The sequence below is a fragment of the Stenotrophomonas sp. genome, assembly GCF_035634915.1.
Lineage (GTDB): Bacteria > Pseudomonadota > Gammaproteobacteria > Xanthomonadales > Xanthomonadaceae > Stenotrophomonas.
This window is the reverse complement of the sequence record NZ_DASQCB010000009.1, coordinates 272,198-286,860: the sequence shown is the minus strand read 5'-3', so window position 1 is coordinate 286,860 and position 14,663 is coordinate 272,198. Positions and strand designations below refer to the sequence as shown.

The window sequence follows — 14,663 nt, the reverse complement described above, 5'->3', positions numbered from 1 at the left end:
CGACCATTCCGGGCAGGTCACACAGGAAAGGAATCGCCCCATGAGTCGCATCGTTGCACTGGACACGGAAACCACCGGCCTGTCGCACAGACATGGCCATCGCATCATCGAAATCGGTGCGGTGGAAATGATCGACGGACGAATCACAGGTCGCCAGTTCCACACGTTCCTGCAGCCACAGCGTCGCGTGGATCCGTTTGCGCAACGTGTGCACGGCATCAGCGACGCGATGCTGGTCGGCAAGCCCTCATTCTCCAGCAAAGCGGCCGAACTCCTTGAATTCCTGCGTGGCAGCGAACTGGTGGCCCACAACGCCACGTTCGACGTCGGATTCCTGGACCATGAGCTTCGCTTGGCCGGTCACACGGTGGCCCTGGCCCACCATTGCCGCGTGACCTGCAGCCTGAAGATCGCCCAGCAGCGCTGGCCCGGGCAGCCCAACAAGCTGGATGACCTGCTGCGGCGCCTGGGCATTCCCAGCAATCGCGGCCTGCATGGCGCGCTGAAGGATGCGCATCTGCTGGCGCAGGTGATTCCGCATCTGCGTTGATAAGGTGTTGGGCGGGGCAGCCGAGCATGGGCTCGGCTCTAACGTGGCTGAAGCCAGCGCTCGACCATCGCCACACCGGCGGCCACGCCATCTTCGCTGGCCATCGCCGCGCCCAGTGCTGCGGCACGCGCACGCGTCGTGCTGTCCTCGGCGAATGTGATGGCCGCCGCCAGCGCACCCGCATCCAAACGCTTTGGTGACAACGGCGCCGGCGCGACACCCAGCGCCTGCAGGCGCCGCGCCCAGAAGAACTGATCGGCCGCGAACGGCATCACCAGCGAAGGAATTCCAGCGCGGCAGGCCGAATGCGTGGTGCCGCTGCCGCCATGATGGATGGCCAGCGCGCAGCGTGGGAACAGTGCTTCATGCGGCGTCGGGCCAAGCACGAACACGTCCGCTGGCAATGCACCCGCAGGCAATCCGGCCCAGCCCGGGAACAGCAGCACGCGGCGTGGCGCCAGCGCCTGCAGCAGGGATGGCAGCACGCGCTCGCGGTCGAAGCCGGTCATGCTGCCGAAGCCGAGATAGACCGGCGGCGGGCCGGCGTCGAGAAAGGCCTGCAGGTCGGCGGGTGGTGACCACGGTTGCTCCGGCATCCGCCATTGCCCGCACACCACATGGTCAGCCGGCCAGTCTGCGGGCGGTGGCAGCAGCTGCGGGGAAATGCCGTACAGCATCGGCAGGCCGGTCCACAGCGTGCGGCGCGGCGGTTGTCCCAATGTGGCGCGCGCGTCGTTGACGGGCCTGCGGAAGGTGCGCCAGACCGCCTGGTTGACCAGCCCATGGCTGGCCCGGCGCAGGATTCCCGGCAAGGGTATCGGCGGCAGGAAGGGCGAGGCGAACGCGCGCGTCGGCGTCAGCGGAATCATGCCGGCGCCGATGGCCGGCAGGCCGTGGCGCTCGGCCACGCTCAGCCCCACCAGGGCGGCCAGCCCACCGGTCAGCACGGCATCGCAGCCGGTGGCGGCCGCATCGGCCTGCGCCATCCAGGCCGGCACGTGGCGGCCCGCCATCCGCGCCAGGCCGCGCGACGCGGCGGCAAGGTGGTTGCCGCGTGCCACCAGGGCCACCACTTCGTCATGGATGTCGCCTTCCAGCGCCGCATGCGGCACGCCCAGTTCGCGCGCGCTGCCCAGCGTGCCCTGTTCGGCCAGCAGCATTACCTCGTGGCCGGCCTGGCGCAGGCCATGGCACAGCATCACCAGCGGCCGGGTGTCGCCTTCGGTGCCATAGGTCAGGGCCAGCAGTCGCATCGGGGGCTTCGCGGGTGGGGCCGCCAGTATCGCTGCAGGTCGCAGAAGGCCACGCGAATGCACCCGCGTGTTGCTATTGGTGGCATTGCACGGGTCCGGCCAGTACGCTTCCTGCATGCGAACCAAGCCCAATGCCCAGCCCAACCAGAGCCTGATCGACGGCATCGCCACCCTTCAGGCACTGGCGTCGTCGCCCGAGCCGGTGGGCTGCCGTGAACTGGCCCGCCAGCTCGACGCCAACCCGACGCGGGTCAACCGCCTGCTCAAGACCCTGGCCTATCTGGGCATTGCGCGGCAGACCGCCGACCGCAAGTACACCGCCGGCCCGGGCATGCACGTGCTGGCCGCGCAGAGCCTGTTCGCCTCCGGCCTGATCCGTCGCGCGCTGCCGGTGCTGGAAAGCCTGCGCCGCTTTGGCCACACCGTGGCACTGGGCGTGCTGTGGAACGACAGCGTCAGCTACCTGTTCCATGCGCCGCCGGGCATCGAGGCGGCACGGGGCCTGGGCCGCATCGGCCTGCTGCCGGCCACCACCAGCGGCATCGGCATCGTGCTGCTGGCGCAGCTGAGCGATGACGAAGTGCGCGAGATCTACCAGGACAAGCCGATCCCGATGTTCCCCGAGGGCATCGAGCAGCTGCTGGCGACCCTGGCAGTGACCCGTGCGCAGGGCCATGCCCGGGTGCACGTCGCCGACGAACGTGACCACCACATCGTCGCCATCGCCATGGGCGACCCGGTCCACGCCGGCATCGCCATGTCCGGCTGGATCCCCGAATCGGCCACCGCGGAACTGGTAGCGGCCCTGCGCACGGCGGCGGCGGAGATCGGCTGAGGTGCCGCGACAGGGCTGCCGCAGTGCGACTTGACCTGTTGCTACAATAGCAATACGTTGCAGCCTTCCGATGGGGAGGTGTCGTCGATGGCCAAGCGGTGGAACGCGTGAGCGGGTCGGGCAAGACCAGGTGGGTCCTGCTGGGACTGCTGTTCTTTTCCACCGTCATCAACTACCTGGACCGGCAGGCGCTGTCGATCCTGGCCACGACCATCCAGGCCGACCTGGACATGTCCGACATCGAGTACGCGCGGGTGGTGCAGGTGTTCCTGTTCGCCTATGCCGCCGCCTACGTCATGGCCGGGCGCATCACCGACTGGCTGGGCGCGCGGGTGGCGCTGCTGCTGTTCGTGGGCTGGTGGTCGCTGGCCAACATCGCTACCGGCTTCGTACGCAGTGCGGTGGAACTGGGCGCGGCGCGGTTCGCGCTGGGCCTGGGCGAGCCGGGCAACTACACGGTCGGCACCAAGGTGGTGTCCGAACAGTTCCCGCCGCGCCAGCGCGGCCTTGCTCTGGGCCTGTACACCGCCGGCGCGATGATCGGCGCCACCCTGGCACCGCCGCTGATCGGCGGCATCGCCATCGCCTACGGCTGGCGCGCGGCATTCTGGATCACCGGCCTGGCCGGGCTGGTGTGGATGATCGGCTGGTGGTGGGCCTACCCGCGCGGCGCCGGAAAGCAGTCGACCGCAGTAGCCGCCAGCGCTTCGGATGCGTCTCCATCCGACGAGGCCGTGGCCGCACCGACGCCACCGGGCATGAAAGGGGTCTGGGGCCGGTTGGCGCGCGATCGCACGGTATGGGCGCTGGTTGCCTCGCGCGCCGTGGCCGACCCGGTCTGGTACTTCTACCTGTTCTGGTTCCCCAAATACCTGGGCGATGCGCGCGGCATGAGCCTGATGGCGGTCGCGTCGCTGGCCTGGATCGTCTACGTGGCCGCCGACATCGGCAGCGTCGGCGGTGGCCTGATTTCCGGCGGCCTGGTGAAGCGTGGCATGGACCCGGTGCAGGCTCGCCTGCGCACGATGATCGGCGCGGCGTGCCTGGCACCGGTCGGCATCTTCGTGGCCCTGCATCCGCCGATCCCCGTGCTGCTGGGGCTGGCCTGCCTGGTCACGTTTGCCCACCTCACCTATCAGATCAACCTGACCACGATGACGGTGGACCTGTTCCCGTCGCGCTACATCGCTTCGGTGGCGGGGCTGGTGGGCTGCGGCAGTGCGCTGGGCGGCATGGTGTCGGCGCAGGTGGTGGGGCACCTGGTGGCCGGTGGCAACTTCGACCGTGCGTTCGTGCTGATGGCCGTGCTGCACCCGATTGCGGTGGTGCTGGCCTGGGTCGCACTGCGCCAGGCGCGCCGCTCGCCGATGACCCTGGTAGGGCAGCAGGCGGCATAACCACGTGTCTTTGTAGCGTCAAGCGTGGCTCGACGCTACAAAGGCCAAGCCGGGTCAGGCCACGGCTTCGGCGTGTTGCCAGAACGTCGCGTTGGGCGTGGCACCGAGGCCTGGGCCGCTGGGCAGCCGATAGCCGTCCTGCGTGTAGGCCATGTCGGTCTCCAGCATCTGCACCGAGCGCGAGAAGATCGAGTGCTGCCACTCGTGCCGCCACAGCCCTTCGACCACCGCCGATGCATGCAGGCTGGCCGCCATGAAGATGCCGCCGCCGATGGTGGCGTGCGGTGCGACCTGCACGCCGTGGGCGGCGGCCAGGCGGGCGATGCGCAGGAACTGGGTGATGCCGGTGTGGCCCATCTCCGGTTGCACGTAGGCCAGGCTTCCACCTTCCACGCGCGGCCTTGCCACGTAATCAGTCGGCCACTCTTCGCCCGCAGCCACCGGAATCGGGCTCTGCTGGCCCAGCGCGACCAGTCCAGGCACGTCCTCAGGCTTCAGCGGCGCCTCGATGAAGGTCAGGCCCACTGGCTGCAGCTGGTGGGCCAGCTGCAGCGCGCCCTCCAGGTCGAACTTCCAGTGCAGGTCGACCATCAGCTGGGCGTCTGCACCCAGTGCCTGGCGCAGGGCTGCCATCTCTTCGGCAATGCCGTCGTGGCTGACCACCGCGTGCACCTTGAAGGCGGTATGGCCCTGCTGCTGGAACGTGCGCGCCATGGCCACCTTTTCCTCCAGCGTGGCCGCGGGCAGGCCGGACACGTAGCCGGCGATGCGCTCGTGGCGCCGCTCTCCCAGCAGCGACCACAGCGGCTGGTCCGCGGCGCGTGCGCGCAGGTCCCACAGCGCGATGTCCAGCGCGGCGATGGCATCGGTGTGGAAGCCGCTGCCGCAGCCGCGCACGCGCATCAGGCCGTACAGGTCGTCCCAGATCGCCTCGACATCTTCCGGTTCGCGGCCCAGCAGCTCCGGTGCCAGCAGGTCGTTGATGATTTCGCAGGTCGCGCGCGGTGCGCAGATGCCGTACGTCTCACCCCAGCCAACGGCGCCGTCGGCGGTGGTCACCCGTACCAGCACCGAGCGGTCCACGGTCGGGTACAGCGTGCCGTTGCCCCGGCGCACCAGGTAGCCACGCTCGTTGACCCTTTCCCCGGCACCCAGTGGCCCCAGGTAGGGCGTGTTGCGTGGCACGGTGAGGATGAAGGTTTCGACGCGGGTGACGGCGCTCATGCAGGGGTCCGTTGTGGGCGGCCGGGCACAACGTCCAGCGGCAGCAGGTCGGCGATGCGGGACAACAGGGTATCCAGTTCGCGGCGGTCCCAGGCATCCAGCGCCGGGCCCGGGGCGCGTACATGTTCGCAGTCGATGATGCCCCGGCGCAGCAGCACGGCCTTGGTCAGCCGCCAGCGGAACACCGCCTGCATGCTCAGCAGCGGCAGCGTGCGCTCGAACAGCACGCGCGCGCGCTCGTGGTCACCGGCGGCGTGCGCGGCCAGCATCGCCACGTGCACTTCGGTGATCTCGCAGGCCGGCATGGTGCCCACCGCACCGCGTGCCAGCTCGTCCAGCACGTAGCGCGCGCCGGCACCACCGAACACCGCCTGCACCGCATCGCCAGCACGTTCGGACAGCGCGGTGATGCGATGCCCGGACGGCATCGTTTCTTCCTTGACGTAGGTGATCGCCGGCACCTGGGTGGCCAGCGCCAGCAGCGCATCCACGCCCAGGCCCACGCCCATCGGCGGCGGTGCGTTCTGCAGCATGATCGGCACGCCCGATTCGGCGCCCAGGCGCGCGAAGAACGCCGCCATGCCTTCGTTGTCACCGGCCAGCGCGTGCGGAGTCAGCACCATCGCCGCCGCCGCGCCGGCTTCGCCGCCGGCACGGGTCAGGCGCACGGCATCGTCCAGCGTCTTCGCACTGCCACCGACGATGAACGGCACGCGGCCGTTGTTCCAGCGGCCGATGCAGGCGGTCAGGTGCAGGCGTTCCTCCACGTCCAGCATGTCGTACTCGCTGGCCAGGCCGGGGAACACCACGCCGGCGGCACCAGCGGCCAGCAGGTATTCGAACACGCCCTGGGTCGCGGTCTCGTCCACGGCGCCCTGGGCATCGAAGATCGTGGGAAGAATCGGGAAGACACCTTGCAGAGCGGCCATTGCGCCGGATCCTTGTTGAAAGGGTGTGCCATGTGTAGCAACACCATGAAGGGGAGGTTCCCGCCTGGGCCGCGAAGGAACCGTCATTCTTCGCTGCATTGCAGCGTGCGCGGCCAAAACATATTGCTATATTAGCTACACCACTGCCAAGTCGCAGTGCAGCAGCAACGACCGGAAAAGCGCTGGATCCAGGTGGCAGTTCGGCAAGCGGGGTGGGGCGGGGCAGCGGACGGAGGGTCCGCGCCGGTCCCGGTCGGTGCCGCCTGGGTCCCAACCTTGGGAGAGGGCCCGATCCATGCATCGTTTTCCACGTTCGACCTTGTTCACCGCTCTGGGGACCTGCCTGCTGATGCCCGTGCTGGCATCGGCGCAGGACACGGCCCCGGCCACCACCACAGGCGACGGCCAGCAGCAGGCGCAGACCTTGGATGCCGTCAGCGTCGTTGGCATCCGCGGCAGTCTGGAAGCCTCGCGTGACCTGAAACGCGACTCGGCGCAGATCGTCGATGCGATCGTCGCCGACGACATCGGCAAGCTGCCCGATACCAACGTCGCCGAGTCGCTGGGCCGCGTGGCCGGCGTGCAGCTCGAGCGCGGCATGGGCGAGGGCAGTGACATCCTGGTGCGCGGCCTGAAGGAAAACGTCCTGCTCTACAACGGGCGGCAGATCGTCGATGCCACCGGTCGCGGCGGCAACGGCCTGGACCAGCTGGCCACCTCCACCTACGGCCTGCTCTCGCTGGTGCCGTCGGAGCTGATCTCGCGGCTGGAAGTGACCAAGCTGGCCGGTGCCGACCAGCTCAGCGGTGGCCTCGGTGGCATCGTCGACATCCATACCCGGCAGCCGCTGTCCGGCGATGCCGAGCAGAACGTAGTGAGCGTGGCCGGCACCTATGACGAGATGGCCGATTCCTCGGGCCACAATGCCTTCGGCCTGGTGTCGCGGCGCAGCGATGACCGCCGCTTTGGCGCGCTGGTCTCGGCCACCTATGGCCGCCGCAACGTGGTGCAGCAGGGCCTGGATACCTTCTCAGGCTATGCCCGCTACACCGACCCGGCGAGCCCGGGTACCACCCGCTTCGGCAGCACCGACATGCGCGCGCAGAACATCGACGACGACCGCACCAAGGTCGGCGTCAGCACCGTGCTGCAGTGGCGCCCCAGCGATGGCGTGGAGCTGACCTGGGACACGTTCTATTCGCGGCAGAAGGCCGAGCGTGACCGCTACTGGATCGCCTTCAACCCATCCGCAGGCCTGAGCAACGCGGTCTACTCCGAGCACGACATCCTGCTGGCCGGCCGCTCCACCGGCACCGTGCTGCTCAACTCCGAAGCGGCTGACATCAATTCGGACACGATCTCCAGCGCGCTGCGCGCCAGCTTCCGCGTCGGCGAACGGCTGGATGGTTCGGTGGAGCTGGACTGGGGCCGTTCCACTGCCAAGTACGACCAGCGCTACATGCGCCTGGCGCCGATGGCCGGTCTGACCTCGGTGACCGACTTCGACCTGCGCAGCGGCAATTTCGGCAGCTTCAACGTCAGCGGCGTGGACGTGACCGATCCAGCGCAGTGGCGCATGACCATCATGTTCGACAACTACTGGCGGGCCAGGACCGACTCGCGCGCGCTGCGCAGCGACTGGAGCCTGGCCTTCGATGACGGCCCGCTGCGCTCGCTGGATTTCGGCGCCCGCTTCAGCCGCCTGGAAAGCCTGCAGGATCCGCTGCGCGCGGACATCCGCCCGGCTGGTGGCATCCCGGTCACGCAGATGGCGCCGTACATCCGCGTCTACAGCAACAACGATTTCCTGCCCGGTGAATTCAGCGGACTGCCGCGCGACTACCTCGGCGCGTTCCGCAGCACCTTCGGTGGCTGTGAAAGCTTCACCACCGTGCCGCAGATCTCGCAGAACGCGCAGTGCCTTGACCCGCGCAACAACGCACTGGCCTACGCGGCAACCTTCCGCGTGGACGAGGATTTCCTCGAGGCTTACGCCAAGCTCAACTGGGATACCGACGTGGCCGGCATGGCGCTGGGCGGCAATGTCGGCGTGCGCTTCGTCGGTCGTGACATGACCTCGCGCGGCAACCTGATCAGCGGCAACGGCACGCTCACCCCATCCACCTTCGACCGTGACGACCGCGAAGTCCTGCCCTCGGCGGTGGCCAAGCTGCAGATCACCGACAGCCTGGTGCTGCGTGGTGGCGCGGCCAAGGTGGTGGCGTTCCCCAACACCGAAGACCTCAACAACGGCGTCACCCTCAACAACAACGCCGTGTTCGATGGCAACGGCGTGCAGACCTCGCCGGGCACCGGCAGCGGCGGTGCACCGGACCTGGACCCGTTCAAGGCCACCCAGTACGACCTGTCGCTGGAGTGGTACTACGGCGGCCAGGGCCTGCTCTCGGCCGGCCTGTTCTACAAGGATGTTTCGACCTTCATCGTGCAGCGGCAGAGCGCGGAAACCTACAACAACATCAACTACCTGGTGCTGCGCAAGATCAACGGCGACAAGGCCAAGGTAAAGGGGGTCGAGCTGCTGGCGCAGGTGCCGTTCAGCGGCACGCTCGATGGCTTCGGCGTGGTCGCCACCTACACGTGGATCGACTCGGAAACCCCGATCACCGACGTGAACGGCAATGCGATGACCTTCCCGGGGCTGTCGAAGAACAATGCCAACCTGATCGGCTATTACGAGAACGGCCCGTTCGGCATCCGCGTGGCCTACAACTGGCGCGATGAATACCTGGTCGGCCTGTCCAGCGCCGCCACCGGCATCTTCAACGACACCTACAAGGATCTGTCGGCGTCGATGAGCTACGATTTCAGCGACCGCCTGTCGTTGAAGGTGGAAGCCAACAATCTGCTGGACAGCGAGCAGCGCACCTTCGACGGCTATGACGAGGGCCTGCGCACCAACGTGGTGTTCGGTCGCTCGTACAAGGCCAGCCTTACCTACCGGTTCTGAGCATGGGCAACGACGCAGTGCAGGGTGAGTGGCAGGGCAGGCATGTCTGGGTAAGCGGGGCGGCCAGTGGCATCGGCGCGGCAGTACTGGCGCAGCTGCAGGCGCAGGGGGCCACGGTGCTGGCACTGGATCGCGAGCCGGTGCCGGCGGCGACCACGCAGGTACAGGCCGACCTGGCCGACGCCGGTGCGGTCGATGCCGCGCTGGCGCCGCACCTGGGCCAGCCGCTGGATGCGCTGATCCACTGCGCGGGTTGGTGTCCGCCGGCCGATACCTGGGCTGACGACGACGCGCTCTGGCAGCAGGTGCATGCGGTGAACGTGCTGGGTGCGCGCCGGCTGATGCGCCATGCGCTGGCTGGCCTGCATGCCAATGGCGGCGGCAGCATCGTGCTGCTGTCCTCCATCAACGCGCGCTACGCCACGCCTGGGCTGGCGGCCTACGCGGCCTCCAAGGCGGCGCTGGAATCGCTGGCACGTACCGCAGCACTGGAACTGGCCGAAGCGAACATCCGGGTCAATGCGATCGCGCCGGCATCGGTGGATACACCGATGCTGCAGGGCTCGTTCGCGCGCAGCGATGATCCCGCCGCGGCCCGCGCACGCAACGTGAAGCGGCACCCGCTGCAGCGCCTGGGCAGCGCCGCCGATGCGGCGGAACTCGCACTGTTCCTCGCCTCACCGCGCAGCGGCTGGATGACCGGCGCGGTGGTGCCGCTGGATGGTGGCGCCGGAGTGACGCGCCGATGAGCATGCACGACAACGACGCACCGATCATCGGCATCAACTGGGGCAGCAGCAATTTCCGCGCCTTCCTCATCGCCGCCGATGGGCGGGTGCTGGACAGCGTGGAACAGCCACGCGGCATCGCCGGGCTGGACCGCGCGCAGATGCAGGCCCTGCTGGAACAGACCGTGACCGCTTGGCCCGGCGCGGCGGCGGTATATGCCTGTGGCATGGTCGGCTCGAACATCGGCTGGAGCGATGCCGGCTACGCCGATTGCCCGGCCACGCCGCAGCGGCTGGCCGCGCAGCTGCACCACACCCGCATCGGCCAGGTGCCGGTGGCCATCGTGCCCGGGCTGGCCTGCCAGCGTGCGCAGGACGACGCGCCGGACATCATGCGTGGCGAGGAAACCGAGCTGCTCGGCCTGCTGGCCGGGGGCGCCCTGCCGCTGGATGGGCTGGTGGCACTGCCCGGCACGCACAGCAAGTGGGTGCAGCTGCAGGGCGGGGCGGTGGTGTCCTTCCTCACCGCGATGTCTGGCGAAATCTTTGATCGCCTCACCGCTGTCGGGCTGCTGGCGTCGGTGGTGGATGGCCCTGCCGTGGAAGGCGCGGCCTTCTTCGATGGCCTGCAACACGGCCATGCGGGCGGGCTGGGATTGGGCAGTCTGCTGTTCGGCGCACGCGCCCGGGTGATCCGTGGCCAGCTGCCGCGCACGGACGGTGCCTCATGGCTGCGCGGTGTGCTGATCGGCGCCGAGCTGGCCGACGTGCGCCGGCTGTGGCCCGCCGCGCTGCAGGTGCCGCTGCCGATGGTCGGTGCTGCGCCGGTGTGCGCGCTGTACGCCGCCGCCGTGCATGCCCTGGGTGGCAGTGCACGTACGCTGTTGTCCCACGATGCCGTGACCCGCGGCTTCCTCGCCCTGCACCGGGCCGCACAGGTAACGCCATGAACACCGCACACGCCGCCGCCTTCGATGCGGCCATCGAACACATACCGCTGGTGGCCATCCTGCGCGGGCTGACAGGCGCCGAGGCGTTGGCCGTCGGCCAGGCCCTGGTGGACGCCGGCGTGCGCCTGGCCGAAGTCCCGCTCAATTCGCCGGACCCGCTGGCCACCATCTCCCTGCTGGCGGCGCATTTCGGCGACCGCCTGTGGGTCGGCGCAGGCACGGTGCTGGAGGTGGCCCAGGTCGAAGCCCTGGCCGCCACCGGCTGCCGCTTCTGCGTATCGCCCAACACCAACCCGGAGGTGATTGCCGCGGCACGCGCGCACGGCATGGAGCCGATGCCCGGCTTCAGCACCGCCACCGAGGCGTTTGCCGCGCTGGCCGCAGGCGCGCGCTACCTGAAAGCATTTCCGGCGCACGATTCCGCACCGCGGCTTGCGGCACTGTCGGCGGTGCTGCCGGCGCAGGCGCGGCTGGTAGCCGTGGGCGGGTTCACCACCGATGCGCTGCCTGCGCTGTGGCAGGCTGGCGTGCGTGCGGTGGGCATCGGTACCGACCTGTATCGCCCCGGTCGCGCCGCGGACGAGGTAGGTCGACGCGCGCGGCACTGGTTGCAGGCGCTGCGGGCGGTACCCGCCAGCGGCGTGCGCCTGGCCTGCGATGCCGGAACGCTGGTGGGGGAGTCACCGGTGGTGCTGGACGATAGCCGCGTGGCCTGGGTCGAGCCGACCGCACCGGCGCTGCTGCATTGGGATGGCCAGGCGTGCGTGCGCACGCCGCTGTCCGAGCCGGTCTGGTCGCTGGCGGTGACGCCGCAGGGCCTGGTCGGCAACGGCGAAACGCACTTCGTGCGGATTGCCGATGACGGTGGCCTGCAGCCCGGGCCAACCATCGATGTGGGTGCCGGTTGCCGCCTGAATGACATGACCGTGGATGCGCGCGGCGGCCTGTGGGCCGGGTCGATGCACCGGGGCCTGCTGGGCGGCCGTGGCGCGCTGTTCCATGCAACAGCGGTGGATGCGCCGGTGCGGCGTGTGGCCGAAGGGCTGGGGGTAGCCAACGGCATGGTGTTCAGCCCGGCGGGCGATACCCTGTATGTGATCGATACCCTGGCCCGCACCCTGCTGGCCTACCCGGCCGATGTGGCCGCAGGCACCCTGGGCGAACCCAGGGTGGTCACCGATTTCCTCGGCGAAGCGGGCAAGCCCGACGGGTTGGCGCTGTCACCGCAGGGCAGCCTGTGGGTGGCGATGTGGGGCGGGGCCTGCGTGCTGGAACTGGCGGCCAACGGCGCGGTACAGCGGCGGCTGGCGGTACCGGCGCCGCACGTGGGCGCACTGTGTTTCGCCCCGGATGGGCGCCTGTTCATCACCACGGCACGGGCGCGGCTGGGCCCTGACGCATTGCAGCGGGCGCCCGGCTCGGGCGGCTTGTTCATCGCCACGCCCTGACCCGCACCTGTGGGTAACTTGCGCAAGTGCTTGAGCCCGTGCATAATACGCGGCTCGCTGTGTCCGGTTTTCTACCGGGCGGCGCCCCCGGGAGCACGTCCCCGGCCGCCCAACGCCAGCGTAACCCTTTGATTCTCTTGACGTGTGGTGGGTAACCACCGAGGCCGCCGTCTCCCGGGCTACGGGCTGACACAACTTACTATCGAGGTGCGCAATGTCCCGCGTATGCCAGGTTTCCGGCAAGCGAGTGCAGACGGGTAACAACGTCTCGCACGCCAACAACAAGACCCGTCGTCGTTTCCTGCCCAACCTGCACGAGCGCCGCTTCTGGGTTGCCAGCGAAAACCGCTGGGTGAAGCTTCGTGTTTCCGCGCATGCACTGCGCACCATCGACAAGAACGGCATCGATTCCGTTCTGGCTGAGCTGCGTGCGCGCGGCGAAAAGGTCTGAGGAGTAGACGATCATGGCAGGCAAGCGCGATAAGGTCCGTATGATTTCGACCGCCGGTACCGGTCACTTCTACACGACCGACAAGAACAAGAAGAACACCCCGGGGAAGATGGAATTCTCCAAGTACGATCCGGTCGTGCGCAAGCACGTCCCGTACAAGGAAGGCAAGATCAAGTAATCCGCGAGGATTGCTGGTCGCTTCCGAAAGAACCCGCCCGCGTGGCGGGTTTTTTTGTGCCGCCACGCCAGGCAGGTGCCAACCTTGGTTGGCACACTCACCCCGCACTGGTAGGTGCCAACCTTGGTTGGCACACTCACCCCGCACCGGTAGGTGCCAACCTTGGTTGGCACACTCACCCCGCACCGGTAGGTGCCAACCTTGGTTGGCACACGGCGTCCAGACAGTCGAGCAAGCTCGACTCTACACACCCTGCTGGGCAGAATGACCCCACACCTCCGACGGGCGACGCGATGCTGTTCGAGTGGCTGCTGGGTTCCTACCTGCTGTTGATCGACTGGCTCATCCGCCTGGTCGCGCTGTGCTGGATCCCCACCCGCACCACGCCGGGGGCGGCACGCAGCTGGCTGCTGCTGGTCGGCTTCGTGCCGCTGCTGGGCCTGCCGCTGTACCTGCTGTTCGGCCACCCGTGGCTGTCGCGCGAACGCATCCGCCGGCAAGCCGAGGCGTCGCAGGTCATCCGCGAGGAACAGGCACTGCAGCGCCGCCTGCGCTGGACCCCGACGGCCGACACCGCCAGCGCCGAGATCGTGCCGCTGGTGCAGCGCCAGGGCGATTTCATGCCGGTGCACGGCAATGCCGTTGATCTGCTCATCGACTACGACGAGTCGCTGCACACGCTCATCGCCGACATCGACCAGGCCGAGGACCGTGTCCACCTGCTGTACTACCTGATGTTCGACGACGCGGTGGGCGAAGCCATCGTCGAAGCGCTGCAACGCGCCGCTGCGCGTGGCGTGCAGTGCCGGGTGCTGCTGGATGCCGTGGGCGCCAAGCGCGGCCTGCGTGCCTACCGCAAGCGCCTGCAGGCGCGCGACATCGACGTGCGGGCGATGCTGCCCGGCGGCCTGCGCTGGCGCCGCAGCGGGCGCATGGACCTGCGCAACCACCGCAAGATCGCGGTGATCGACAACGAAGTGGCCTACGTTGGTTCGCAGAACCTGGCCGGTCCGCGCTTCGTGCCCGGCCATCCCAACCGCGAACTGGTCGCGCGCGTGCGCGGCCCGGCGGTAGCCCACCTGGAAGCGGTGTTCGCCAGCGACTGGTACATGGAAACCGGGCAGCGCCTGGACGTCATCACCGATGTGCCGGTGTGCGGTGATGACATCGCCACCCAGCTGCTGCCCAGCGGCCCGGCGTACCCCTACAGCAACGCACGCGACGCGGTGGCGGCGCTGATCCACCTGGCACGGCGACGGCTGGTGATGGTCACCCCGTACTTCGTGCCTGACGAAGCGACGCTGAGCGCGCTGCGCATCGCCGCGCTGTCCGGCGTGAAGGTGCAGCTGATCCTGTCGGCCAGCAACAACCAGCGGCTGACCGCGTGGGCGCAGGAGGCGTACTACGAGGAACTGCTGCGGTGTGGCGTGCAGATTGCGCTGTACGAGCCGCAGTTCCTGCACGCCAAGCACATGAGCGTGGACGAGGACATCGCCGTGCTCGGTTCGATCAACATGGACATCCGCTCTTTCGCGCTGAATGCCGAGATCGGCCTGATCTGCTATGACCGCGCGCTGGTGCAGCAGCTGTGCGCCATCGAGGACGACTACCTCCGCCAGTCGCGCCTGCTGGACCTGGAGCAGTGGCGCCAGCGCCCGGCGTGGAAGCGAAGCCGCGAAGGCATCGCGCGGTTGGCCGATGCCTTGATGTGAATGCATCGGCCGCCGCCGTGGAAACGGCCCGATGCGGCAC

The 14,663-nt window shown here is 68.6% G+C and carries 13 protein-coding genes; 10 read left to right on the top strand and 3 right to left on the bottom strand.

Annotated features, from left to right (window positions below):
* The first annotated feature begins 40 nt into the window (after window positions 1–40).
* Window positions 41–550 carry a DNA polymerase III subunit epsilon gene (dnaQ, locus tag VER16_RS07605; RefSeq protein ID WP_324806838.1) on the top strand — a complete coding sequence of 170 codons (510 nt, stop codon included), beginning with the start codon at window positions 41–43 and terminating at the stop codon, window positions 548–550.
* 38 nt (window positions 551–588) lie between these two features.
* Here dnaQ and VER16_RS07600 read toward each other — a convergent pair whose 3' ends face one another.
* A complete protein-coding gene (locus VER16_RS07600; protein ID WP_324806836.1) occupies window positions 589–1,803 on the bottom strand; it encodes a glycosyltransferase in 1,215 nt (404 codons plus the stop codon).
* Window positions 1,804–1,918: 115 nt separating this feature from the next.
* On the opposite strand from VER16_RS07600, the gene VER16_RS07595 reads away from it, so the two are divergent.
* Both VER16_RS07595 and VER16_RS07590 read left to right on the top strand, forming a co-directional pair.
* A complete protein-coding gene (locus VER16_RS07595) occupies window positions 1,919–2,638 on the top strand; it encodes an IclR family transcriptional regulator (RefSeq protein ID WP_079224290.1) in 720 nt (239 codons plus the stop codon).
* Between the two features lie 107 nt (window positions 2,639–2,745).
* The gene (locus VER16_RS07590; protein ID WP_324806833.1) at window positions 2,746–4,035 is read left to right on the top strand and encodes an MFS transporter; all 1,290 of its coding nucleotides are present in this window, start codon (window positions 2,746–2,748) and stop codon (window positions 4,033–4,035) included.
* Between the two features lie 54 nt (window positions 4,036–4,089).
* Here VER16_RS07590 and VER16_RS07585 read toward each other — a convergent pair whose 3' ends face one another.
* Complete coding sequence (locus tag VER16_RS07585) at window positions 4,090–5,259, bottom strand: mandelate racemase/muconate lactonizing enzyme family protein (protein ID WP_324806830.1); 1,170 nt, start codon at window positions 5,257–5,259, stop codon at window positions 4,090–4,092.
* Window positions 5,256–6,188 carry a dihydrodipicolinate synthase family protein gene (locus VER16_RS07580; RefSeq protein ID WP_324806828.1) on the bottom strand — a complete coding sequence of 311 codons (933 nt, stop codon included), beginning with the start codon at window positions 6,186–6,188 and terminating at the stop codon, window positions 5,256–5,258. Before VER16_RS07580 ends, VER16_RS07585 begins: the two co-directional genes overlap by 4 nt.
* Before the next feature lie 295 nt (window positions 6,189–6,483).
* Between VER16_RS07580 and VER16_RS07575 the strand changes: the two genes are divergently transcribed.
* The 7 genes from VER16_RS07575 (at window position 6,484) to cls (ending at window position 14,623) form a co-directional block, all read left to right on the top strand.
* Window positions 6,484–9,156 (top strand): TonB-dependent receptor, encoded by a 2,673-nt coding sequence (locus VER16_RS07575; RefSeq protein ID WP_324806826.1) that lies wholly within the window; start codon window positions 6,484–6,486, stop codon window positions 9,154–9,156.
* 2 nt (window positions 9,157–9,158) lie between these two features.
* The gene (locus VER16_RS07570) at window positions 9,159–9,905 is read left to right on the top strand and encodes an SDR family NAD(P)-dependent oxidoreductase (RefSeq protein ID WP_324806824.1); all 747 of its coding nucleotides are present in this window, start codon (window positions 9,159–9,161) and stop codon (window positions 9,903–9,905) included.
* Window positions 9,902–10,834 (top strand): 2-dehydro-3-deoxygalactonokinase, encoded by a 933-nt coding sequence (locus tag VER16_RS07565; RefSeq protein ID WP_324806822.1) that lies wholly within the window; start codon window positions 9,902–9,904, stop codon window positions 10,832–10,834. The genes VER16_RS07570 and VER16_RS07565 overlap by 4 nt, the downstream gene beginning before the upstream one ends.
* Window positions 10,831–12,282 carry a 2-dehydro-3-deoxy-6-phosphogalactonate aldolase gene (locus VER16_RS07560; protein ID WP_324806820.1) on the top strand — a complete coding sequence of 484 codons (1,452 nt, stop codon included), beginning with the start codon at window positions 10,831–10,833 and terminating at the stop codon, window positions 12,280–12,282. The genes VER16_RS07565 and VER16_RS07560 overlap by 4 nt, the downstream gene beginning before the upstream one ends.
* A gap of 214 nt (window positions 12,283–12,496) precedes the next feature.
* Window positions 12,497–12,733: a 50S ribosomal protein L28 gene (gene rpmB / locus VER16_RS07555; protein ID WP_005411638.1), complete on the top strand. Its 237-nt coding sequence runs from the start codon at window positions 12,497–12,499 to the stop codon at window positions 12,731–12,733.
* A gap of 10 nt (window positions 12,734–12,743) precedes the next feature.
* Complete coding sequence (gene rpmG / locus VER16_RS07550) at window positions 12,744–12,911, top strand: 50S ribosomal protein L33 (RefSeq protein WP_170272460.1); 168 nt, start codon at window positions 12,744–12,746, stop codon at window positions 12,909–12,911.
* Between the two features lie 293 nt (window positions 12,912–13,204).
* A complete protein-coding gene (gene cls / locus VER16_RS07545; RefSeq protein WP_324806817.1) occupies window positions 13,205–14,623 on the top strand; it encodes a cardiolipin synthase in 1,419 nt (472 codons plus the stop codon).
* Window positions 14,624–14,663: the final 40 nt, after the last annotated feature.